21 protein-coding genes are annotated in these 22780 nt (G+C 59.7%); 9 read left to right on the top strand and 12 right to left on the bottom strand.

The genetic code is table 11. The features are described from left to right. Window positions 1–72 precede the first annotated feature (72 nt). From mutM to CLH62_RS21425, 7 genes are all read left to right on the top strand, one after another. The gene (gene mutM, locus CLH62_RS12425; protein ID WP_099618458.1) at window positions 73–885 is read left to right on the top strand and encodes a bifunctional DNA-formamidopyrimidine glycosylase/DNA-(apurinic or apyrimidinic site) lyase; all 813 of its coding nucleotides are present in this window, start codon (window positions 73–75) and stop codon (window positions 883–885) included. Window positions 886–1068: 183 nt separating this feature from the next. Then, window positions 1069–1401, top strand: a complete 333-nt coding sequence (locus CLH62_RS12420; protein ID WP_099618457.1) for a hypothetical protein — start codon at window positions 1069–1071, stop codon at window positions 1399–1401. Window positions 1402–1495: 94 nt separating this feature from the next. Further along, the gene (gene yrfG / locus CLH62_RS12415; RefSeq protein WP_099618456.1) at window positions 1496–2185 is read left to right on the top strand and encodes a GMP/IMP nucleotidase; all 690 of its coding nucleotides are present in this window, start codon (window positions 1496–1498) and stop codon (window positions 2183–2185) included. Window positions 2186–2226: 41 nt separating this feature from the next. After that, complete coding sequence (gene hslR, locus CLH62_RS12410) at window positions 2227–2634, top strand: ribosome-associated heat shock protein Hsp15 (RefSeq protein ID WP_099618455.1); 408 nt, start codon at window positions 2227–2229, stop codon at window positions 2632–2634. 77 nt (window positions 2635–2711) lie between these two features. Then, the gene (gene hslO / locus CLH62_RS12405; protein WP_099618454.1) at window positions 2712–3566 is read left to right on the top strand and encodes an Hsp33 family molecular chaperone HslO; all 855 of its coding nucleotides are present in this window, start codon (window positions 2712–2714) and stop codon (window positions 3564–3566) included. A 173-nt stretch (window positions 3567–3739) separates the two neighbouring features. Next, complete coding sequence (locus tag CLH62_RS12400; RefSeq protein ID WP_099618453.1) at window positions 3740–5272, top strand: phosphoenolpyruvate carboxykinase; 1533 nt, start codon at window positions 3740–3742, stop codon at window positions 5270–5272. A gap of 265 nt (window positions 5273–5537) precedes the next feature. After that, window positions 5538–5765 carry a GDCCVxC domain-containing (seleno)protein gene (locus tag CLH62_RS21425; RefSeq protein WP_456085523.1) on the top strand — a complete coding sequence of 76 codons (228 nt, stop codon included), beginning with the start codon at window positions 5538–5540 and terminating at the stop codon, window positions 5763–5765. Between the two features lie 87 nt (window positions 5766–5852). On the opposite strand, the gene CLH62_RS12390 is transcribed toward CLH62_RS21425, so the two are convergent. Genes CLH62_RS12390 through CLH62_RS12380 form a run of 3 tightly spaced genes read right to left on the bottom strand, consistent with a single transcriptional unit; the run spans window position 5853 to window position 11654 of the window. After that, window positions 5853–7271 carry an efflux transporter outer membrane subunit gene (locus CLH62_RS12390; RefSeq protein ID WP_099618451.1) on the bottom strand — a complete coding sequence of 473 codons (1419 nt, stop codon included), beginning with the start codon at window positions 7269–7271 and terminating at the stop codon, window positions 5853–5855. Beyond that, on the bottom strand, window positions 7264–10467 hold the full coding sequence (locus tag CLH62_RS12385) for an efflux RND transporter permease subunit (protein ID WP_099618450.1): 3204 nt from the start codon (window positions 10465–10467) through the stop codon (window positions 7264–7266). Before CLH62_RS12385 ends, CLH62_RS12390 begins: the two co-directional genes overlap by 8 nt. Further along, the gene (locus CLH62_RS12380; protein WP_099618862.1) at window positions 10464–11654 is read right to left on the bottom strand and encodes an efflux RND transporter periplasmic adaptor subunit; all 1191 of its coding nucleotides are present in this window, start codon (window positions 11652–11654) and stop codon (window positions 10464–10466) included. Before CLH62_RS12380 ends, CLH62_RS12385 begins: the two co-directional genes overlap by 4 nt. A gap of 354 nt (window positions 11655–12008) precedes the next feature. Here CLH62_RS12380 and CLH62_RS12375 point away from each other — a divergent pair, with 354 nt between their 5' ends. Beyond that, window positions 12009–12968, top strand: a complete 960-nt coding sequence (locus CLH62_RS12375; protein WP_099618449.1) for an AraC family transcriptional regulator — start codon at window positions 12009–12011, stop codon at window positions 12966–12968. Window positions 12969–12978: 10 nt separating this feature from the next. Here the strand turns inward: CLH62_RS12375 and CLH62_RS12370 are convergent, their stop codons facing one another. After that, a complete protein-coding gene (locus tag CLH62_RS12370; RefSeq protein ID WP_099618448.1) occupies window positions 12979–15042 on the bottom strand; it encodes a TRAP transporter large permease subunit in 2064 nt (687 codons plus the stop codon). A 26-nt stretch (window positions 15043–15068) separates the two neighbouring features. Continuing rightward, window positions 15069–16133 (bottom strand): hypothetical protein, encoded by a 1065-nt coding sequence (locus CLH62_RS12365; protein WP_099618861.1) that lies wholly within the window; start codon window positions 16131–16133, stop codon window positions 15069–15071. A 291-nt stretch (window positions 16134–16424) separates the two neighbouring features. On the opposite strand from CLH62_RS12365, the gene CLH62_RS12360 reads away from it, so the two are divergent. After that, on the top strand, window positions 16425–16697 hold the full coding sequence (locus CLH62_RS12360) for an HU family DNA-binding protein (RefSeq protein ID WP_099618447.1): 273 nt from the start codon (window positions 16425–16427) through the stop codon (window positions 16695–16697). A gap of 48 nt (window positions 16698–16745) precedes the next feature. Here CLH62_RS12360 and CLH62_RS12355 read toward each other — a convergent pair whose 3' ends face one another. The 7 genes from CLH62_RS12355 to CLH62_RS12325 all read right to left on the bottom strand — a co-directional run bounded on the left by CLH62_RS12355 (window position 16746) and on the right by CLH62_RS12325 (window position 22759). Then, complete coding sequence (locus CLH62_RS12355; protein ID WP_099618446.1) at window positions 16746–17783, bottom strand: putative solute-binding protein; 1038 nt, start codon at window positions 17781–17783, stop codon at window positions 16746–16748. A 213-nt stretch (window positions 17784–17996) separates the two neighbouring features. After that, window positions 17997–19304 carry a dihydroorotase gene (locus CLH62_RS12350; protein WP_099618445.1) on the bottom strand — a complete coding sequence of 436 codons (1308 nt, stop codon included), beginning with the start codon at window positions 19302–19304 and terminating at the stop codon, window positions 17997–17999. Continuing rightward, complete coding sequence (locus tag CLH62_RS12345; RefSeq protein ID WP_099618444.1) at window positions 19301–20314, bottom strand: aspartate carbamoyltransferase catalytic subunit; 1014 nt, start codon at window positions 20312–20314, stop codon at window positions 19301–19303. Before CLH62_RS12345 ends, CLH62_RS12350 begins: the two co-directional genes overlap by 4 nt. Before the next feature lie 27 nt (window positions 20315–20341). Further along, complete coding sequence (gene pyrR, locus CLH62_RS12340) at window positions 20342–20851, bottom strand: bifunctional pyr operon transcriptional regulator/uracil phosphoribosyltransferase PyrR (RefSeq protein WP_099618443.1); 510 nt, start codon at window positions 20849–20851, stop codon at window positions 20342–20344. Between the two features lie 42 nt (window positions 20852–20893). Continuing rightward, window positions 20894–21337, bottom strand: coding sequence for a Holliday junction resolvase RuvX (gene ruvX / locus CLH62_RS12335; RefSeq protein ID WP_099618442.1), 444 nt, complete (start codon window positions 21335–21337; stop codon window positions 20894–20896). Continuing rightward, a complete protein-coding gene (locus CLH62_RS12330) occupies window positions 21330–21896 on the bottom strand; it encodes a YqgE/AlgH family protein (RefSeq protein ID WP_170005794.1) in 567 nt (188 codons plus the stop codon). Before CLH62_RS12330 ends, ruvX begins: the two co-directional genes overlap by 8 nt. After that, window positions 21893–22759, bottom strand: coding sequence for an energy transducer TonB (locus CLH62_RS12325; RefSeq protein ID WP_099618441.1), 867 nt, complete (start codon window positions 22757–22759; stop codon window positions 21893–21895). Before CLH62_RS12325 ends, CLH62_RS12330 begins: the two co-directional genes overlap by 4 nt. Window positions 22760–22780: the final 21 nt, after the last annotated feature.

Below are 22780 nucleotides of genomic sequence, written 5' to 3'. Positions count from 1 at the left end.
GCCACAACAACAGCATTTGGCTGCAAAATTGTTACTGATTAAACTTGTGCCTTTTCCTGCGGAGAATCACCCTTGCCCGAACTGCCTGAAGTCGAAACCACCCGCCGCGGCATTGCGCCCCATTGCGAAGGCCAGACCATCGTTGGTGTTACTGTGCGAAACGGCAGCCTGAGGTGGCCGGTTCCGGCGGATCTGGGCGAGAGACTCAGGGCTCAAGTCATAAGAAGTATAGACCGGCGTGCAAAATATTTATTCCTCAACATGGACCAGGGAACGGTGATTGTTCACTTGGGCATGTCCGGCAGCCTCCGGATCATTACCGATGACACCCCACCTATGGCCCATGACCATATCGACCTGGCTCTACAATCCGGTGTCATCCTGCGCTTCAACGATCCCCGGCGCTTTGGCTGCTGGCTCTGGGCGCACTCCGTCACAGAGCACCCCCTGATCAGCCACCTGGGGCCGGAACCTCTGGCGCCGGAATTCAACGGTGCAGTGCTGTTCCGGCGCTCCCGAGGCAAAAACACGCCAGTGAAGTCCTTCATCATGGACAATCACGTGGTGGTGGGCGTTGGCAACATCTACGCCAATGAAGCCCTGTTCAAGTCGGGCATACACCCCCGGCGCAAGGCGGGTCGCATCAGCCTGGACCGCTATCACCGGCTGGCCGAGGCCATTCGGGAGACCCTCAGCGCAGCCATCCTGATGGGCGGTACCACCCTGAGGGATTTCGTCAACAGCGACGGCAAGCCGGGCTACTTTGCCCAGTCCCTGCTGGTGTATGGCCGTGGCGGAGAACCCTGTAAGGAATGCGAAACCCCGCTAAAAGAAATTCGCATGAACAACCGTGCCACGGTGTATTGCCCCCGCTGTCAGCGCTGAACGCTAACGAAAATGCACAATCCGCAACGAAAAATCGTTTGAAAATACGCAAATATGATTCATAGTTAACAGAGAATTAATGCCCACCGTTTACAATAGGGTCGTATTCACACGATGCGATCGGGATGCTGATTTCCCCTGAACACAGCATCGACAAGGGCCAGAAGCTCAGGAGACAGTACGATGACCCGCAAGATTCCCCGCACCCTGGTGGCCACAGTGGCAGCCTGCCTGCTGGCATTTTCGGCGGTTGGCCACGCCCGTGCCGTTGATGAGAAGCCATCGGCCCTGGCCATGACCGGAGACGCCATTTTTGCCCGTCCGGTCCTGCTGGCAACCACCATCGTGGGCAGCGCCGTATACCTCGTGTCACTGCCCTTCTCCCTGCTGGGCGGTAACGCCGACGAAGCGGGTGAAGTGCTGGTCATGGGCCCGGCCCGAGCCACCTTTGTTCGTTGTCTGGGCTGCACCCGCACCGGGGTCAAACCGGAAACGGTTGAACAGACCGACAACTGATCCGGTTTTCCGGGACAGCCTCCGTACTATCACGGCTTGCCCCGGCGAGCGATCTCCGGCAGCCTGAAGAAAAATCTTCAGGCTGTTTTTGTATATGGTTGACTGGTCTTCTCTCGAAACGGTGTTCCTCGACATGGACGGAACACTGCTGGATCTGCATTTTGATAACCACTTCTGGCTCGAGCACCTGCCTGCGCGCTACGCCGAGCAATATGACCTTCATCCCCAGGAGGCCAAAGACCGGCTGATCCCGATGATCATGGCCGAACGCGGCTCCCTGAATTGGTATTGCACCGACTACTGGAGTGAGCGGCTTTCCCTGGACATCACCGGCCTGAAAGCGGAAATCGGCGACCGGATCGGTTACCGGCCCCACGTGACTGATTTCCTTGACGCCCTTCGGGCATCCGGCCTTCGCTCGGTGATTGTCACCAACTGCCACCCGGACCCCCTGGCCCTGAAACTCCGGCGTACCGGGCTTGCAGCCCGGGTTGATGACATTGTTTCCAGCCACCAGCTTGGAAAACCCAAGGAAGATCCCGAATTCTGGCACGATCTTCACGGACTGGCGCCTTACCGGGCCGAAACTACCCTGATGGTGGACGACAGCTTCCCGGTGCTGGAGAGCGCCCGAAGTGCCGGCATTGCGCAATGTCTTGCGGTACTGGCGCCGGACAGCCAGCAACAGGCCCGGGCACGGCACCCGGAAATACCCTGCATCCACCACTTCGACGAAATCCTCCCGGCCCTGCGCCAGCGCTCACCCCTGCCATCCGTCCGATGACAGGGTTATAATCGGATTACAAGCCCATCAGGTGAGGAGATATGACGGCATCAACCCCTGACGACCAACGGATTAGGCTCGACAAATGGCTTTGGGCTGCTCGCTTCTACAAGACCCGGGCCCTGGCCAAGGAAGCGATTGAGGGCGGCAAGGTTCATTACAACAGCCAGCGCTGCAAACCCGGAAGACTGGTGGAGACCGGCGCCAAACTGACCCTTCGCCTGGGCTGGCAGGAGATGGTCATCATCGTTGACGACATCAGCGACCGGCGCCGTGGTGCACCGGAAGCCCAGAAGCTGTATCACGAAACCGAAGAAAGCGTAAAAAAACGCGAGGAAATGGCCTGGCAGCGTAAAACCATGCAGGCGGCTCAGCTTCCTCCGGCCAGGCGTCCCTCCAAAAAGGATCGCCGCGATATTCAGCGTTTCCGCGAGCAAAACGGTATCTGAACCCTTCCATGCACTCCCGCGCGTATTGACGGGATCATCACTGCCAAGACCGGCATTCAGTTTTCAGGAGACATATCATGGCATCCCGCGACCAGTTCCAACGTTTTATCTTCGAGCACAGCCAGGTGCGGGGAGCCTGGGTACAACTGGGAGACAGCTATCGGGAAATCGGCAGCCAGGCGCCCTACCCAGACACCGTTCGAAGCCTGCTGGGAGAAACCCTGGCAGCCAGTATTCTGATGAGCAGCACCCTGAAATTTGAGGGCACCCTGTCGATCCAGGCCCAGGGGGAAGGCCCCTTGCGCACGCTGATGGCGGAGTGCAGCCACGACCGCCATATCCGGGGGCTGGCCCGCTTTGACGAGCACGCCGTGAGCGAAGAGAGCTTCCATGCCCTTTTGGGCGAGGGCCGTATGGCCATCACAATTACCCCGAACAAGGGCAACCGTTATCAGGGTGTGGTACCACGGGAACAGGACACCCTCGGTGGCTGTCTGGAAGAATATTTCGAACGCTCGGAACAGATTCCCACCAGTCTGTTCCTGTTTGCTGATGAAAATGCCGCCGCCGGCCTGATGCTGCAGCGGCTGCCGGGCGCTACAGAAGAAGATGACGATCTGTGGGACCGGGTCAACCATCTCGCCCGGACAGTAGAGGCCTCCGAGCTTCTGGAACTGGACAGCGAAACTCTCCTGCACCGCCTGTTCCACGAGGAGACCGTGCGCCTGTTCGATGCGGAACCGGTCGCCTTCCGTTGCAGCTGCTCCAGGGAACGTACCCTCGGCGCGCTGGAGGCCATTGGCAGTGATGAGTGCTACAGTATTTTAGATGAACAGGGTTCAATCGAAATGGACTGCCAGTTCTGTCATGCTCACTATCGCTTCGATAGAAATGATATTGATCATCTTTTCACCGGTCATACGTTACACTAGAAGCTCTTCTGAATTCGCCGGGAAGCCACTGATAGCAAGGCTTCCCGGGCAGTCGTTTTTTACCGGCGTCTCTGGCATAATAGCGCGCCTGAATTGACCCGATTGCTCAGATTTCCGTCAATTTTTGGGGGCGGCCTGAGCAATCACTAAGACATCCCGAGGGCGAGGTCGAAGTGAGCAACACTTATAATGATCTGAGTACAGCACGACTGGTCGAGGTGGCACTGGCACGTGGCGAAGGCCAGCTGGCTTCCAACGGTTCCCTGGTTGTAAGAACCGGTGATCGCACTGGCCGGTCTCCTATGGACCGTTACATTGTCGAGGAGCCAAGTACCTCTGACGACATCCATTGGGGTCCGATCAACCGTCCTTTTGACGCCGAAAAGTTCGACGCCCTCTGGGACCGTGTTGAAGCCTACATCGCCGAAAAAGACCGTTTTGTGTCCCACGTTCACGTCGGCTCCGACCCCGAACACTATCTGCCGGTGAAAATGACCACCGAAACCGCCTGGCAGAACCTGTTCGGCCGCAACCTGTTTATCCGCCCGGACAGTTACAACCCGGCCGACAAGCAGGAATGGCAGATCCTGAATGCCGCCGACTTCGAGTGCGTACCCGAGCGGGACGGCACCAACAGCGACGGCTGCGTCATGATCAACTTTGCCAAGCGCAAGGTTCTTCTGGCGGGCATGCATTACGCCGGTGAGATGAAAAAAGCCATGTTCTCCGTGCAGAACTTCCTGTTGCCGGAAAAAGACGTGCTGCCGATGCACTGCTCCGCCAATGTTGGCGAAGACGGCGAGACCTGCCTGTTCTTCGGCCTGTCCGGCACTGGCAAGACCACCCTCTCTGCTGACCCGCACCGTTTCCTGATCGGCGATGACGAGCATGGCTGGGGCCCGGGCACTGTGTTCAATATTGAGGGCGGCTGCTACGCCAAGTGTATCGACCTCTCCCAGAAGAACGAACCGATCATCTGGAACGCCATCCGATTCGGCGCCATCGTCGAAAACGTGATGATCGATCCGGAGACCCGCGAGCCGGATTACACCGACGTTTCCCTCACCGAAAACTCCCGCTGCGCTTACCCGCTCGAGCACGTCGAGAAACGGGTGATCGAGAACCGTGCCGGTGAACCCTCGCACATCGTGTTCCTGACCTGTGACATGACTGGTGTATTGCCGCCTGTGTCGATCCTGAGCCGTGAAGGTGCGGCCTATCACTTCCTGAGTGGTTATACCGCGCTGGTCGGCTCCACCGAGATGGGCTCGTCCTCCAAGCTGAAGTCCACCTTCTCCACCTGCTTCGGTGCCCCTTTCTTCCCGCGCCCGGCCGGCGTTTACGCCGAGCTGTTGATGAAGCGCATGGACGAGTTTGGCAGCAAGGTATTCCTGGTAAATACAGGCTGGACTGGTGGTCCCTACGGTGAAGGCGAGCGTTTCAGCATCCCCACGACCCGCGCCATCATCGCCGCGATCCAGAACGGTGATCTTGATGATGTGGCAACCGAGCATCTGCCTACCCTGAACCTGGACGTTCCAAAACGCGTTCCGGGTGTGGATACCGAGCTGTTGAACCCACGTAATACCTGGGTAAGTCCGGACTACTACGACGGCAAGGCCCAGGAGCTGATTGCCCAGTTCGTGGAGAACTTCAAGAAGTTCGATGTGGCAGACGCGATTGTGGAAGCCGGGCCAAAAGCATAAGCCCGCCTTTACCAGAAAAAGCGCCCTGCTCTTAGAGTATGGCGCTTTCTCAATTTTGAGCGCGTTGATTTCAGTAAGAGGCGCCCCTGGAACTCCGGGGCAGGAATCGGGCACAGGGCATTACCAACGGCAGTAAAGCGACCGACTTTTCGCCGCTGCACACCTTCAAACCAACGCGTGTGTCGGACGTTGTTGGCCTGCCTATCTTCCGTGTGGGATTTAGTCTAATGGGTTTTGGGCGAAAATTCACACCATCCAAGAAAGCATGATTATGGTCGATATCGTTCTGGAATCGACGATCAAATGCCCAAACTGTGGCCACCAGAAAACAGAAACCTTGCCTACTGATTCCTGCCAGTACTTTTACGAGTGTGAATCTTGTCGTAGTTTACTGAAGCCCAAGCATGGAGACTGTTGTGTCTTTTGCTCATCTGTCACAGTACCGTGCCCGCCAATCCAGCAAGGGGCAATGTGTTGTGCTCCTGACCAATAACACCTACGAGCCTTCTCGGATTCAACAGGCAATAGTCATTTCTTTGTCCACGCGTCCCGCCAACATCAAACACAAATAGGGGCTCGCTTACGTGGCGTTTCCACCGGGCCGGTGGTCGGGGGCGCCCACCAGCGCCCGGTAGACGTCCACCATCGCCAGGGTCACCGCCGTGCGGCTGCGAACAGCGGCATCCCGGGTGGTGGTAAACTCCTGTTCCGCCGCCAGTACCTCGAAGTAGCCAATAAACCCTTCTTCATAGCGAGCCCGGGCCAGCTTCACGGCTTTCTCCGCGTTGTTCATCGCCCGTTCAAGCCGCTCTTCCCGCTGTTGCGCACGCTGGTAACGCACCAGCCGTGTCTCTGCTTCTTCCAGTGCTTCCAGTACGGTTTGCTGGTAATTGGCCAGTGCCGCACGGCTGTCGGCTCCCGCGGCCTCTATACGCGCTTTGACCTTGCCATGGTCCAGGAAGGTCCAATCGATACCTAGTGCCACACGCCGGGTTTCCGCGGAGCCACTGAACAGGTCGCTGGTGTCTGCCGCAACGGACCCGATCAGCCCACTGAAGGTAAAGCGGGGAAACAGGTCTGCGGCGGCAATGCCAATGCGGGCAGTGGCAGCAGCCAGGCGGCGTTCCGCAGCCGCAATGTCCGGCCGGCGGCGCAGCACATCCCCGGGGCTGTCCACGGGGATCACCGGCAGGGTTTCTGGCAGTGCACGCTGGGGTGACAGCGTTTCCACCAGCGCCATCGGAGGCTGGCCGGTGAGTATGGCAATGCGATGCATGGCCGCCCGGATTCCCGCTTGTAAGGTAGGCAGTTCGGCGCGGGTTCGTTCCAGTTGAGCACGGGCACGCACCTGGTCAAACTCGGTACCACGTCCGGCTTGTACCCGGACTTCCACGATATCCAGGGACTGTTGTTGCAATGCCACGCTTTGCCTGGCCACCTGTAACTGTTGCTGCAGTCCCCTCAGCTCAAAGTAGCTGCTGGCCATTTGCCCCGTCAGCGCCACCTGCACGGCACCGAAATCAGCGCCAGCGGCTTCCAGCTCCGCTCTTTGGGCCTCCGTGGCGCGTCGCAGCCGCCCGAAAAGGTCCAGTTCCCAACTGGCGGCTAGGCCAGCCTGGAAACGCTGCACCCGCTCAGGTCCTGCCCCCGGGGGCGATTGCTCAATATCCGCCAGGTACTGCTCAGCGGCAGAGGCACTGGCGGTTATGCTGGGCCATTGTTCCCTCTCGGCGCCGTACAACAGGGCCGCCGCGCGCTCGTAGCGGGCTACCGCTGCTTCCAGGGTATGGTTGGCGATCAGGGTCTGGTCGATCAGCTGCGCCAGCAGTGGATCATCAAACCCCTGCCAGAAGCGTTGCTGGCCGCTATCCCCCGCAATCATTTTCCGCCCTTCCGAGAAGGCCTCCGGTTCCGGTGTCACCGGGGGCTGGTAATCCGGCCCCACAGCGCAACCCGCCAACAGGGCCAGCGCTCCGATCATGCTGATTGCTTTAAGCATGGCTACCTCCCGGCAGTGCAGCCTCACCCTGGTCATCGTCGCAGATCAGGGTAGATGTATGGTGACTCTTCAGGCGATGGCTGCCGGAAAGCTTACGCAGCGCCACATAGAACACGGGCGTGAGGAACAGGCCAAACAGGGTGACCCCAATCATGCCGGCAAACACCGCTGTGCCCAGGGCTTGGCGAATCTCTGCGCCTGCACCAGTGGCGAGCACCAGGGGAACCACCGCCGCAGTGAAGGTAATAGAGGTCATGATAATGGGCCGCAGCCGCAACCGGCAGGCTTCCAGCGCCGCCTCCACAATACTTCGGCCCTGAAGTTCCAGTTCGCGAGCAAATTCCACGATCAGGATGGCATTCTTGCAGGCCAGGCCAATCAACACCACCAGGCCCACCTGGACGAAGATGTTGTTGTCGCCGCCACCAAACCACACACCGATCAGGGCCGAGAGCATGCACATGGGCACAATGAGAATCACCGCCAGCGGCAGCGTCCAGCTCTCATACAGCGCCGCCAGCACCAGGAACACCAGCAGGATGGCCAGCGGGAACACCACCAGTGCAGCGTTGCCCTGGGTGGCCTGCTGGTAGCTTAGGTCAGTCCACTCGAACGCCATACCAGCGGGCAGCGTTTTATCCGCTAGTGCGGTCAGGGTGTCCATGGCCTGGGCCGAGGACAGTACCCGTGGGTCTGCCTCCCCCGCGAGGTCCGCTGCGGGGTAGCCATTGTAGCGAAGTACCGGGTCTGGCCCGAAGCTCTGGCGGATGTCCACCATGGAGCCGATGGGCACCATCTCGCCCTGCTCATTGCGGGTGCGCAGGCGGGCTATGTCCTCCACGCTGTCGCGATAGGGAGCATCAGCCTGGGCGATTACCTGCCAGGTACGCCCAAAGCGGTTGAAGTCGTTGACGTAGGTGGAGCCCAGATAGGTCTGCAGGGTATCGAACAGCTCTGTCAGTGGCACGCCCTGGGCCTTGGCCTTGAGTCGGTCCACTTCCGCATCCAGTTGCGGCACATTTGCCTGGTAGCTGCTGATGGGGTATCCCATGCCCGGTGTCTGGGCAATGGCACCCTGGAACTGGTACACCGCGTTCTGCAGCGCACCGTAGCCCAGGTTACCCCGGTCTTCAATAAACAACTGGTAGCCGGAACCATTGCCCAGGCCCAGAATCGGGGGCGGCATGAAGGAGAACGCAAAACCTTCCTTCAACCCGGCGATTTGCTGGCTGATGCGGGCGTTGATTTCAGCCGCACTCAGACTGCGCTCGTCAAACGGCTTAAGGGGAAAAAACACCACGCCAGTGTTGGAGGTGTTGGTGAACTGCAACGCGTTAAGGCCGGGGAAAGCCACAGCGTTGGCCACGCCCTCGGTCTCCATGGCGATACTGGTCACCTGCTGCAGTAATTGGTCGGTGCGCTCCAGGGAAGCCCCTTCCGGCAGTTTCACGCCCGCTATCAGATACAGCTTGTCCTGGATGGGGATGAAGCCCGGCGGTACCGCCTTGAACATCAACCCGGTGCCTGTCAGGAGCAAGGCATACACCACAAACACCGCACCGCGCCGGCGCAGGGAGCGGGACACGCCACCTTGGTAATTCTCCGCGCTGGCGTTGAAGAACCGGTTGAAGGGCCGGAACAGCCAGCCAAACAGAACATCGATGGTCCGCTGTAACCGGTCTTTGGGACCGCCATGGGGCTTGAGCAGCATGGCCGCCAGTGCCGGTGACAGGGTCAGCGAGTTGATGGTTGAGATCACCGTGGAAATGGCGATGGTCACCGCGAACTGGCGGTAGAATTGGCCGGTGACACCGGACAGGAAGGCCATGGGTATAAACACTGCGCACAGCACCAGGCCGATGGCGATGATCGGGCCGGAGACTTCTTTCATAGCCTGGTGAGCCGCCGCCAGCGGGCTCCGGCCATCTTCAATATTGCGTTCGACGTTCTCCACTACCACGATGGCGTCGTCCACCACGATACCGATGGCCAGTACCAGCCCGAACAGGGTCAGCGTATTGATTGAGTACCCCAGCAGGTAAAGCGCGCCAAACGTGCCAATAACCGACACGGGCACCGCCAGCAACGGGATAATGGACGCCCGCCAGGTCTGCAGGAACAGAGTGACCACCAGCACTACCAGCAATACCGCTTCCAGCAGGGTAGCGACCACCGCCTTGATGGAGTCGCTGACGAAGATGGTGGTGTCATAGACCGCTTCGTACGCCACGCCTTCCGGGAAACGGGTGGCCATCTCGTCCATGGTAGCGATGACTTCATCGCGGATATTCAGGGCGTTTGCTCCGGGTGACTGGAAGATACCGATTGCCACGGCATCCTTGCCATCAAGCTGGGAGCGCAGGGTGTAATCGCCAGCTCCCATCTCCAGCCGGGCCACGTCGTCCAGCTTCAGGAGCTCGCCGTTGTCGCCGCGCTTAAGCACGATGTCACCGAACTCTTCCACAGTTTCCAGCCGGCCTTGAGCATTGATCAGGGTGAGGAAGTCGCTGTCCGGCACCGGCTCGGCGCCGATCTGGCCGGCGGACACCTGCACATTCTGTTCGCGCATGGCACGGACCACGTCGCTGGCGGTCAGGCCCCGGGCCGCAATCCGTTCCGGATCCAGCCAGGCACGCATGGCGTAGTCACCTCCCCCGAAGATCTGCGCGTCCCCGACCCCCCCTATACGCGCCAGCCGATCCCGCACGTGCAGCCGGGCGTAATTGCGCAGGTACAGGGTATCGTAGGTGCCGTTCGGTGACGTCAGGTGAACCACCATCAGAAAAGTGGGCGACTGCTTTTGCGTGGTCACGCCCTGGCGCCGCACCTCTTCCGGCAGCCGGGCCAGCGCCTGGCTGACACGGTTCTGCACCCGCACGGTGGCTTCCTCGGCGTCGGTGCCGGGCCGGAAGGTAACCGTCATCTGCAGCACGCCGTCCGAGCCAGCCACAGACTTGAAGTACATCATGTCCTCGACACCGCTGACGGCTTCTTCCAGCGGCGTGGCCACGGTTTCTGCAATCTCCTTGGGGTTGGCGCCGGGATAGACAGTGCGCACCACAACGGATGGCGGCACCACTTCTGGGTACTCGCTGACCGGCAGATTGGGGATCGAAATCAACCCGATGGCAAAAATGATGATGGACAGCACCGCTGCGAATATCGGCCGGTCCACAAAGAAACGGGAGACATTCATTTCGACACCTCCTGAGCAACGGCAATCGCGCCCCCGTCCCGTGCGGATTCCCTCATGGCGACCCGTTGCGGATTGACTTCCATACCAGCACCAAACACCTTCTGTACGCCGTTGATTATCACCAGGTCACCGCGGTTTAGACCGTCGCGAATCACCAGAAGATCGTTCACCTGGCGGCCAGTGATCACATGCCGGGGCGCAACACGGTTGTTCTCATCCACCACATAGACGTAGCGACGGTCCTGGTCGGTCAATACCGCCGTGCGGTTCACCAGCAATGCACTATCCAGCTCGGCCACAGGCATTTCCACACGGGCAAACTGACCAGGCCTGATCAGGCCGTCCGGATTGGCGAGCACCGCACGATACTGCAGGGTGCCTGTTCCCGGGTTCAGGTGGTTATCGACGAAATCCAGCTTGCCCCGGTACTGGCTGCCTTCATCGCCACCAAGCGAGATGCGAACGCCGGGGGGCTGGCTATTCGCAAGCAGTTGCTGGCTGCTGAATGCGGATGCTTCATCCGCCTCGAAATAGACGTGCACCGGGTCCACCGATACCACGGTGGTCAGCAGGCTCTGGTCCGCGTTGGCCAGGTTGCCACGAGTGACCAATGCCCGCCCGGCACGACCGCTGACCGGTGCGGTTACCCGGGTGTACTGCAGGTCCAGCTCGGCACTGTCCAATGCAGCCTGGGCGGCCTTTACCCTAGCCTGGGCGCTTATCATCGCGGCCTTGCGCTGGTCGTACTCCTCCCGGGAAATAGCGCGGCCTTCCAGTAGCGTCTTCGCCCGGCCAGCTTCGCTCCGGGCCAGTTCCAATTGGCTGCTGGCCAACGCCAGTTCTGCACGGGCCGCCTGCTCTCGGGCTTTGTACGGCCGGGGGTCGATCTGGAACAACAGATCACCGGCTTGAACCAGTTCACCTTCCTCAAAGGCCACCTCGTTGATGTAACCACTGACCCGCGGACGCAGTTCCACTGTTTCCGGTGACGTTACCCGGCCGGTGAAGGACTCCCAAAGCGTGACCGGTTCCACCAAAACCTCCGCAACATCCACCTCAGGCGGTGGAGGCATGGTCATCGCCTCATCGCCCTGTGCCTCGCAGCCGGTTAACAACACCACAAGGGCGATAGCCAGACCCAGCATCCGGCCAGATACGTTATATTTTCTCGCAGTCAGACATTCCATGGTTTCTCGCTCCACTATCGGGGCCGCCTTGTGAGCAGTCCCGGTTGCCAAGTAATCTGTTGGATCGCTTGTTAAGTCGGTTGGGATTCAACTATTTCGACACACCGGCTACTTCCTCACGTTAACCTGCGGCCAGTAATCCGGAATCGAGGTCTGAGCTAAGATAAAGAGTGCAGGGATGAAGACGGTATCGGGTTACTGCGGGAAACTTGCCTGATTCTGCGGGCTGTCTTGAGCCAGGGAAAGACAGTTGCCAATTTCTACGTGGTCATTGCCTGATCCTGCAAAACAAACATGACCTCCCGTACGATTCAGGGTGCGAAGGACTATACTACGGCAAAGGGAGATGCATTGATGACTGCCACCATTCCCGAGATTTCCGGAAATCTCGACCTCAATCTACAGCAGCAGCTCGCCCGGGTAGTGCGTCAATCGACGACACAACTGGGAATTCAGGGTTCCGCCATTGATGGTGTAGAGCTTATTCGTTGCGATCAGCCATCCAGCTGTGGTTCAAGTGTTTACGAGCCATCCCTGTGCTTTGTGATCCAAGGCACCAAGACCATCCAGCTGGGTGACCGCGAAATCACGTACCAGCCACTTTCCTATCTGGCAAGTTCCGTCCATCTGCCGGTACTGGGGCGAATAATCGACGCTTCCGAGGAGCGGCCCTACCTGGCGGCAATGCTCAAGGTGGACCCGCAGGAGGTGGCAGATCTGGTATTGGAACTGGGTGACAAGGCGCCGCCACTCGACCCGCTTGGGCATTGCCCGGAACTGGAATGTGGTCTGTGTGTGTCATCCATGGATGAGCTTATGCAGAGTGCGCTTTACCGGCTGCTGAGCCTGCTGAATTCACCAACGGACATTCCCATACTCGCCCCCCTGGCCCGCCGGGAAATCATCTACCGGACGCTGATCGGTGAGATGGGGTCCCGGATGCGCAAATTTGCCGCTGCCGAGTCCCAGTCGCACCGGATTTCAACGGTGATCTCGGCATTGAAGGATCACTACGCGGAACCCCTGCGCATCCGCGAACTGGCGGAAGCGGCCAACATGAGCGAATCCACCCTGTATCACAGCTTCAAACAGGTGACCCGAATGTCGCCACTGCAATTCCAGAAGAAACTTCGCCTGCATGAAGCCAGGCGCCTGATGCTGACCGAAGGCCTTGAGGCCGCCACAGCCAGTTATCGGGTGGGTTATGAAAGCCCCTCCCACTTCAGCCGCGAATACAGCCGCCTGTTCGGCGCACCGCCCAGAGCCGACGTAACGCTTCTTCGCGGTGAACGGCGAACACCCGAGCCGGTCTGATCACTCCGGCTCAGGTATAAAACAGCAACGGTACAAACGCCACCAGCAACAATGAGATACCCATGGCAATCAGCGGCATGATGATACGCTCGTGACGTTGATAGAAGGTTCCGGTTTGCTGCTGGGCCGCCAGAACTTCGGCCTCGCCGACCACCTGCCTGGTCAGCAGGTGATTCAGTGCCACCGGCGGGCTCAGGTAACCCAGTTCGAACGCCACCAGGGTCACCATCCAGAAATGAATGGGGTGAATGCCACTGGAGTAGGCAATGGTCGCAACCGTGGCAGTCACCAGGATCACCGCACCGAAGGCGTCCATGATCATGCCCAGTATCACCAGAATCACCACCATCAGCAGCATCGCCGACCAGGCATTGTCGAAGGACTGCGGGAATGTCGCCATGATGTGGGACCGTTCAATGACCCCGCCAATGCTGACGGACAACCCCAGTAACAGCAGCAGAGCGCCGATCTCGGCCGTTGTGTCATTGGTGGCGCCGCGCAGGCTCCGCTCCAGCCCCTGATGGTTGATTTCTCCGGACGCCCTGCCCCCGCCATTTTTCAGACTGACATACTCATACACCAGGATTGCCAGCATAATCACCGGCAACAGTCTCGGTGCTGAGAACTCGTCCATGCTCACATCCAGGGCAAAACGGTAGAACAGCACCACACCGGCGATCACCAGCACATAGGGAATCAGCGGCCGAAGCGCCTGAGTCATGGCCGGGAAGGCTTCGGCGGCAGGCGCCAGGTTGAATTGGCTTTGGCGATTTACGGTCAGGGCCACCGCCGCAAACATGGTGGCTGTCAGCATAAACATCCAGATGCCCCAGCCGAACAGCTCGTCAGTGGTCACTTCCCGATTCAGATAGGCAATCACAACCACGAGCAGACAGGGTCGTAAGACGACCCCCAGGGAACCGGACATGGCCGTCGCGGCCAGTGCCAGATGGCGGCGGGCACCGGCGGCTCTCAGCTCACTGTAAATCACCGCCCCGGCTGCAATTACGAAGATGCCGGAAGCACCGGTGTAGGCGGTCGGCACCGCCGCAACCAGAACGGCCACGACCGCCAGCATCTCCGGCGGCATGCGCCAGGGCCGGAAAACATTGAACACCAGGGTGGCAAGGCGTGTCTGCTTGAGCATCATGCCCACCCACACGTAAAGACCGACATTCAGGAACATATCGGACAGTTCCATCATCTTGCCGAGATAAATGCCAATCCCCGAGGCGTGTCCAATCAGGGCGAAATAGGTGCCGGAAATCAGGCACATAACGGTGTAGAGCGGCACCGCCAGGAAGGCCTTGTTCAGACTGCCACCTTCCTGCAGGTCATTCGGAACCCGGAACAGCCGGTACAGGCTGGCCAGGGTCAGACAGGCAAAACCGATAATCCAGAAATTGTGCAGAAGTAGCTCTTCCGATGAGACCGCGGTATCGGACCCCAGACTGGATTGCCGGAAGATGGCACTGGACCCTAGCAGCATGGCGTTGGCAATGGTTTGCAGGGTATGGGATACCGTGTAGTCCAGCCGGGTTTCCATCGCCCGCATGGCGATGTGGTGGCGGGTGAGGGTGGCAGTCACTGCGCACAACATGACCAGAATAACGAGGATGAAACGCTGGGATTCCAGGCCAAAGGCGATCAGATCGGCAATGAACAGTTCCACGGCCCGGTAGGCTTTGACACCCGGCGTCAGCGTGTCCTGAAGATTCTTGAAGCTTCGGTGCGCCTGCCGGCAGTCTGCGACTGAACGCTCGATGGCCAGGCGGATATCTGCCGGGTCCTTTTCCTCAGCGCCCAGCAAGGCGGCCATCGGGTCGTCTGCAGGGGCTTCAGCAGCCAGTTCGGCAGCCACTGCCGCCTCAATGTCCCGGTCGGGATCACACGTTGGCTGAACCGGATCCATGCGCAACTTGTAATAGCCACTCCAGAGTTGCTCGCCGCCTCGCAACATCTGGTTATGAATATCACTGCTGGTGGAGAAGATGACCACTGCCAGCAACAGCAGGCACGCGGGCAGTGACGAAAACCACTCCAACCCGCTACGATGAAAACCGCCCTTCGACATAACTGATTACTCTGGGTAGGGAATGGTTACAGCAGATCATCCAGATCCATGGTTTCAACCTCTTCCTGCTGGTCATCCCAGAAGGTGCCAAGCTGTCCAAGCGGCGTACGATGGCCGGTATTTTCAACCCAGAGTCGATCGGAAACTGCCACGATCATGTCGGTTGCCATGGCGTCCACAAACCGCCAGTCCTCATTGGCGGGCGTGCTCTCCAGGGATTCAGCATGATCCCGGATGACCTTCCGGACCATGGCCTCATCACCCTTGTTCAGAGCAGCGATGGCATGAAACACGTGAGGCAGCCGGACGCCCGCGGCCTCCCCCTGGGCATCCGCAATTTCCAGTCGCTCGAAGGCATCCTCACCCGCCGGTTGGGCACCGGGGATCATGGCCCATACGGTTGCCCGCAATGCCATGGGCGCGCCCCACCATTTGTCGTTTTCCAGGCAACTGGTGGCCCGGGCCACGATCGAACCGATGTTCGCCGGAACGCCAATGGATGAGGTGGACTGAATCTGGCCGTTCAGGGCCTGCAGACCGGAGAGCAGGCCGGCCATGTAGATGAACTCGTCCATGTCGTCGTCAAAATCGGGGCATTCGCCATTGCCGGGTTCCCCGTAGTGGGCATTGTGGTGCTGCCAGCCCTTGAAATAGCGCTCGGCTGCCATAGTATGGGCCCGCTTCTGGCGGATCATTGCGTCTTCCGCGGCATTCCCGTTCATGGCATGCATGGCGGCGAGAGCCGCCAGCTCATGTTCCCGCGCCTGTTCATCGGCGCAGCCACCGGCAGACAGGTAGAGCATGACGGCAAGCTGGTCCGGCTCACTCGTCACCCGGCCGAAAGACATCAGCAACGGTGCTGTGGCCTCGCTCATGGCGCAGCCCATGGCCAGATCATCGCTTCCCATGAGGAAGGGAACCGTGTGATCTCGAGAGAAGCCCTGCATGACATCGCCGGTGGTCTTGTAGATCATATGATTGACCACACCGCAGCCGCTCAGGACCGCACTGGCTGTGCAGGCTGCCACCAGGTTACGGAAACGGCGCGCCGTAAAAAGCGCCTTGCGGGAGGGATTCCGGAAATGGGTCATACCTTCTTCACCTTTTGCGTTTTTGTTCTGATGCACACTTATGCCAATCACATGGGCCGGACTCCGGCCGCGAAGGAGTTTGTTACAGACTGTAACCAGGCAGGCATTATGGCGTACAAGATCCTGTTTTTATGCGACAGATGCCGCAAATGACGTCAAATTACACACACCTCCAACGCCTGATCGTTTGCACAATAGGCCGGGAACCACTATAGATTGGAGCAACCGTGAGTCGTTGTGATTCCGGCCAGGACCAGAATAAAAAGCAGAACTACAAAAAAGGAGTATCCGATGCGCAAACCTGAACTCGCCGCGGCCATTGCCGACCGAACCGGCCTGACCCGTGAAAAGGCCAGCGAAGTGATCACCGCCTTTACCGACCAGGTCTCAGCCGCAGCTTCCCGGGGCGAAGATACCACCCTGATCGGCTTTGGCACGTTCAATATCCGCAGCCGCGAGGCGCGGGACGGGCGAAACCCGCAAACCGGCGAGACCCTTCGCATCCCTGCCAGCAAGACCGTGGGCTTCAAAGCCGGAAAGGCACTGAAGGACGAGATTCGCTAGGCAGCAACAGGCCCGCCTCTGCGGGCCTGTTTTTCGACAGCGTCAGCCTCAGGTTCCGGCGACGGACGCACACTCGGAACGGGTGGCATCAACCCGGCAGCGGATCGCTTTCATGAGCTTGATGGCCCGCTCGTCGTAGACCCCATCCTCCAGCAGCGACAACCGAACCTTCCGCAGCATCTTGTCGTACTCCGCAGTGTCTTCCTGTGGCAGGGTCATCCAGACGTCCTTAGGTATCTCGGCCTCCGCTTGGGCAATGATGTCGTAGGCCTCATCAATGCGTTTGATCGCCTGGTCCCGCACCATCTGCCCAGCAGAATCAGGGAAACGGTCGCGGTGGATGATCACCTGGAAATTCATGTAACCCAAAGCGTACTTCACCACCGCGCCGTTTGGCTGCACACCCTTGTAGAGCTCGAGCGGGGTGAAGGCGACCGCGGGTGCGTAAGCGAGATCGACGCTGCCGTTATTGAACTTGCCGGCAAAGTTGGCCGAGTTGGACCCCACCACCGACGCGCCAACGTGTCGAACCATACGGACTGACGCCTCATCATAGTCCAGCGTCGCAATTCGCTTGCCCTGGAGTTTCTCGACCGAATCAATACTGCGGTCACGAGTGTGCAGGTATATGGCACCGCCCGGGAATACACCGGCAACTTCGTAGGGGCCGTCAATCAGAAATGGCCGTGCCTTGGGCTGGCTCAGGGTGTTGTATAGCAGCCGCATTTCCTCTTCACCGGGCACGGCCCCCATGGCCTCCAGGCTGCCGGTGAACTTGTTGAACTCCCGGGCCCGGGTGCCAGTCAACAGGACAGCATCGCATTGCCCTGCCTTGAAGTCCTCGGCGGCAACTTTCTCATCGGTGTAGGCGCGAAGATCCAGCTTGATGCCATTCTTCAAGGCAACCGGCTGGAAGGTTTTGGTGATGGCGAACAACGGGCCGTTGGCGCCGACCGGGTCGAACACGCAGAAACTGCGCTCAAGGATCTCGTTCTGAGCCTGAGCGTGACCCAGGGACGGCAACACCAGACTGGCACAGAGGGCAGCCGCCACGGCTATCCGCTGGGGAAGATTTGCTGATTTCACGGGATGACTCCTGATTGTTATTGTCGGGCACCGGTATGTTCCTGTGTACCGGCCAGGCCACACTTTCCTTGGTCGACCATAGGCCGACGGCTACAAGAATACGTTGGCACGGGTGCCTGCCATCAAGGGTTTTTCAGCAAAAGGGGGAGATTCTGTGATGGTGTCGACAGAGGTACCGCAACCTCTGCCGCACTTTACGCCGGCGCGGGCAGATCAGCCGGCCGGCTGTTGCCAGGCTTTTCTGCCCTCGGCAAGGGTAAGCCGGACAACGCCCGGCAATTCCCGATCGGTCACCGGTGCGTGACGGCCAGCCGAGACGAGGGTCTGCGCCCCCGGCGCCCAGAATGCTTCGGGATCAAACAGGCAAAGATCGGCGGGCTCGCCCTCCGCGAGGCGGGCCGTTCGTCCAAGCACCGATGCCGGGCCCGTGGTCAGCGCCCGAATCAGATCAGACAAAGCCAGCTCGTTCATTTCGACCAGTTCCAGTCCCAGTGACAACACACTCTCGATGCTGGATAGCCCGGACTCGGTGGCCGCCATGGGCGCCTGCTTGGCCGCAGTGTCATGGGGCTGATGCTGACTCACGATGGCGTCAATGACACCCTCCCGAACACCGGCGATCAGGGCCTTGCGGTCGCTCTCGCTCCGCAGCGGGGGCCGCACGTGGAACCGGCTGTCGAATCCGGCCAGAGCGTCTTCGGTGAACGCCAGCTGGTGCATGGCCACGTCGGCGGTCACGGCAATGCCGCGACGGCGGGCGTCCGCCAGCATTTCCACACTGCGGGCGCAAGACAGCTGGCTCAGATGCAACCGCACGCCGGTTTCCTCTGCCAGTAACAGCATTTCCATCACCGCCGCCGTTTCCGCCACTTCCGGAATCCCAAGCAGGCCCAGACGAGAGGTTACCAACCCGTCGTGGGCATAGCCGTCCGCCGCCAGGGCCTGGTTTTCGGGACTGAACATCACAGTCAAACCAAAGGTCTGGGCGTACGCCATGCACCGGCGCAATATCCGGGCGTTACGCACACCCCGGGAGCCGTTACCAACCGCCACGCAGCCGGCAGCAGTCAGTCCGGCCATGTCGCTGAGCAGGTCGCCTTCAAGACCCCGGGTAATCGCACCGACGGGCAGCACCCGGATAGGCGAACGGCTGGCGGCACCGTCACGGATCAGGTGGGTAACCGCACTGGAATCGTTCACCGGCGAGGTTTCCGGAGATGCACAGACGGTGGTGAAGCCGCCATGGGCGGCAGCCCGGGTTTCCGAGGCGATGTTGCCCTTCTGGCCGTTGCCCGGTTCCCGCAGGTTGCAGCACAGATCGATAAAACCCGGGGCAATCACACAGTTATCAGCACTAATGGTTTCGTCCGCCCGCGTCCTGCTGGCCGCCTCACCCATAGCGGCGATGCGGCCATCCCGGATCAGTAAGGCGATGTTTTCAGACTCACTGCCTTCGCCGTCGTACAGACGTCCACCGGTGATTTTCAGGCTGTTGCCGGTAGATGTTTCAGCACTGCTCATGCCTGGCCCCTCTCACTCAGTTTGTGCTGGCGCTCGGCCACCTGGCCACCCATGGCCATGGACATGACCGCCATCCGGATGGCGATGCCATTGGTCACCTGGTTAAGAATCACGGACTGCGGGCCATCCGCCACCGCAGATTCAATCTCAACGCCCCGGTTGATCGGGCCCGGGTGCATGACAATGCACTCAGGATGAGCCAGAGCCAGCTTCTCCTGATTAAGGCCATAGAGCCGATAAAACTCCCGCTCGCTCGGCAGCAGCGCCCCTTCCATCCGCTCTTTCTGCAGGCGCAACATGATCACCACATCCAGGTCGCTCATGCCTCGGGTCATATCGTACTCGACCTTACAACCCAGGCTTTCCACGTCGTTGGGCAACAGGGTACCCGGGGCAATCACCCGGACCTCCTCCGCCCCAAGCACATTCAGGGCACGAATCTGGGAGCGGGCCACCCGGGAATGCAGAACATCACCGACAATGGCCACTTTCAGCCCCTCAAATTGCCCCTTGTGCTGGCGAATGGTAAGCATGTCGAGCATGGCCTGGGTCGGATGGGCGTGGCGGCCGTCACCGGCGTTAATTATGGCAACGCCCGGGGTGACGCTTTCGGCGATGAAGTGCGGCGCCCCGCTTTGCGAGTGGCGGACCACGAACATGTCGCTGGCCATGGCTTCCAGGTTCAGAAGCGTGTCGGACAGGGATTCGCCTTTCGAAGTGGCCGAGGTGCTGATATCAAGATTAAGCACGTCGGCGGACAGACGCTTGGCCGCCAACTCAAAGGTGCTGCGAGTCCGGGTGCTGGATTCGAAGAACAGGTTCACCACCGTCCGGCCGCGCAGCAGCGGTACTTTCTTGATGCTGCGCTCACCCACCTCGATAAAGGAATCCGCGGTGTCCAGAATGTCAGTCAGCAAAGCGCGGTCGAGGCCATCGAGGGTGAGAAAGTGCCGCAACTGACCATCCCGGGTCAGCTGCAAATGGTGCGGGGAAGCGTCGTTTGCGGTCATGGGTCGCCTGTTATCTGATTCGGAGGTTTACTGTCCGGCTTCCTGAAGCTCGATACGGAGCGGGTCGGGGCCACGGAGCTTGACGCGCTGATGGGCATCCAACGCCAGCTTTCGACCGGTCACGTCCGGCTGGATCGGCAGCTCCCGGGCTCCAAGGTCAATCAGGGTGGCCAATATGATACTGGCTGGACGGCCATAATCGAATATTTCATTCATCGCCGCCCGAATGGTGCGGCCACTCATAATGACGTCGTCAATCAGGATGATGTCCCGTCCTTCGGTATCAAATGGCAGACTGGAAGGTTTGACCCTGGGGTTCAGCCCGATGCGGCTGAAGTCATCCCGATAGAAGGAGATATCCAGTTCTCCGAACGGCTCTTCGATATCAAGACGCTTGCTGAGCACATCCGCCAGCCAGACCCCACCGGTACGGATACCAATGAGCACCGGGGACTCAACGCCCCGATGCTCAAGAACCTGGCGCAATCCGGTTTCCATCTGATCCAGCAACTGGTCCATATCAAGCAATGCGGTCATTACTGCCTCACTGTTATTAAACGCGGGGGATTATCCTTTCTTTCATTCACCGGCACGGTTGCCCTGCAGGCCAAACCAGGTTTCCAGAATCAGAACCGCCGCCCGGTCATCCACCCCATGGCGACCAAAGTCGCGACTGCCACCGGCTGCCATTACATCGCCCTTGGCCTCAAAACTGGTCAGCCGCTCATCCACCATTTCAACCGGCACGTGGTAACGGCCGTGGACGCGCTTTCCGAACTTGCGCGCACGGGCACACATGTCGTTTTCGGTGTCATCCATATTCAACGGCAGGCCAACCACCACCAAGTCCGGGCGCCACTCTTCCAGCAACGTTTCAATCTGCTGCCAGTCCGGAATACCGTCCCGGGCAGCAATCAGCGCCACGGGCTGGCCGGTGCCCAGCATTTCCTGGCCGGTGGCCACTCCGATCCGGCGGGTTCCGAAATCAAACGCCATCACCCGGCGGCTACCGGCCTCAGGCATGGCCAACAGACTCACTCAGCTGGTTCAGGTCAATACCAATCAGTTCAAGTACGGCCTTGTAACGATCTTTCCAGGGCGTTCTAAACAGGATATCCGTGTTAGCAGGACACGTGAGCCAGGCGTTACTGCCCAGCTCATCCTCCAGCTGGCCCTCACCCCAGCCTGAGTACCCGAGCGCCACGAGGTATTCTTCCGGGCCTTCCCCACGGCCAATGCCTGCCAGTACATCACGGGATGTGGTCAGCAGAACGTCTTCGGTCACCTTTGCCGTGTTCTGCCAGCTGGTCTCGGGAGGATGCAGGACAAAGCCACGTTCCGGCTGCACCGGGCCGCCACTGAAAACCGGCAGATCCAGCTCACCACCTGGCAGATCCAGCTGCTCCAGAATCTCGCCCAGATGGATATCCAGGGGGTGATTGATCATCAGCCCCAGGGCCCCGTCGTCAGAATGTTCACAGAGATAGACAACACCGCCATGAAAGCGCGGGTCGGCAAGATAGGGTGAGGCCACCAGAAAGTGGTGCCGCAGACTGTGGGGAGAGTGTTTTGACGCTGTCATCCGGATGTCAGCCCCCGACGTTGGAAAGACCAGGTACGTATGATTTCAAGTTCATCGACCTCTTGCCGCATTTCATCTGGGAATGGGGCAAAAGGTGCGGCCATTCTGACAATCCGGATAGCAGCATCGTCCAGAACGGTGCTGCCGGAGGACTGCAGAATCGCCACTTCTTTTATCGTGCCATCTTTCTGCAACGACACCAGCATTCTCAGTGTGCCATAGATTCCTGCACGGCGCGCCTCGGTGGGGTAGTTGATGTTGCCGACCCGGGTCACCTTGGTGACCCAATTCTGGACGTACCAGGCGTTGGTGGATTTGAGCGTGGACGCTGCTGTTACGCGCATCACCCTCGGCTTCCGGGCGTACGCCCTTTGCTGGGCATCGAAGCGGGCCTCCAGATTGGCGATCTCGAGACTGCGCTCCATCAGGCTCTTTTTCTTGCGCACCGGCAGAGGCTCTTCTTCCGGTGTCGGCCGCTCCTCCGGCTGCCGCACTTTCTGACTGGACGGGCTTTCAGTCTGCACCACTGTCTTTTCCTGGCGCGGCTGCGGTTCGGTCTGGGCGGGGGGGTCCGGCTGGACCTGGGCCACTTCCGGCTGGCTGATCTCGGCAGGCTGGGGCGTGGTCATTTCCTGGACATCTTCTTCAGTACCACTGCCCTGCTGGCTGGTCTGGGCAAGAAAGTCCGCTTTCTCCGGTGCTTTCTCATCATCAAACTGCGAGAGGGTAATTTCCATGGTCTGAGCGGACGACCGGGGCGGTTCAGGCGCAAAGCTGATCCCCAGCACGACAATGGCGTGCACCGCCAATGCCATAAAAAGGGTGAAGGAAAACCGGTCGAAGTCGCTTACCTGAACTGCCATTCCTGATCTTGGTCCTGTCGT

The sequence above is a fragment of the Marinobacter guineae genome (assembly GCF_002744735.1).
Classification (GTDB): Bacteria; Pseudomonadota; Gammaproteobacteria; order Pseudomonadales; family Oleiphilaceae; genus Marinobacter; species Marinobacter guineae.
The sequence above is the reverse complement of the archived record's forward strand: the minus strand, read 5'-3'. Positions and strand labels throughout refer to the sequence as shown.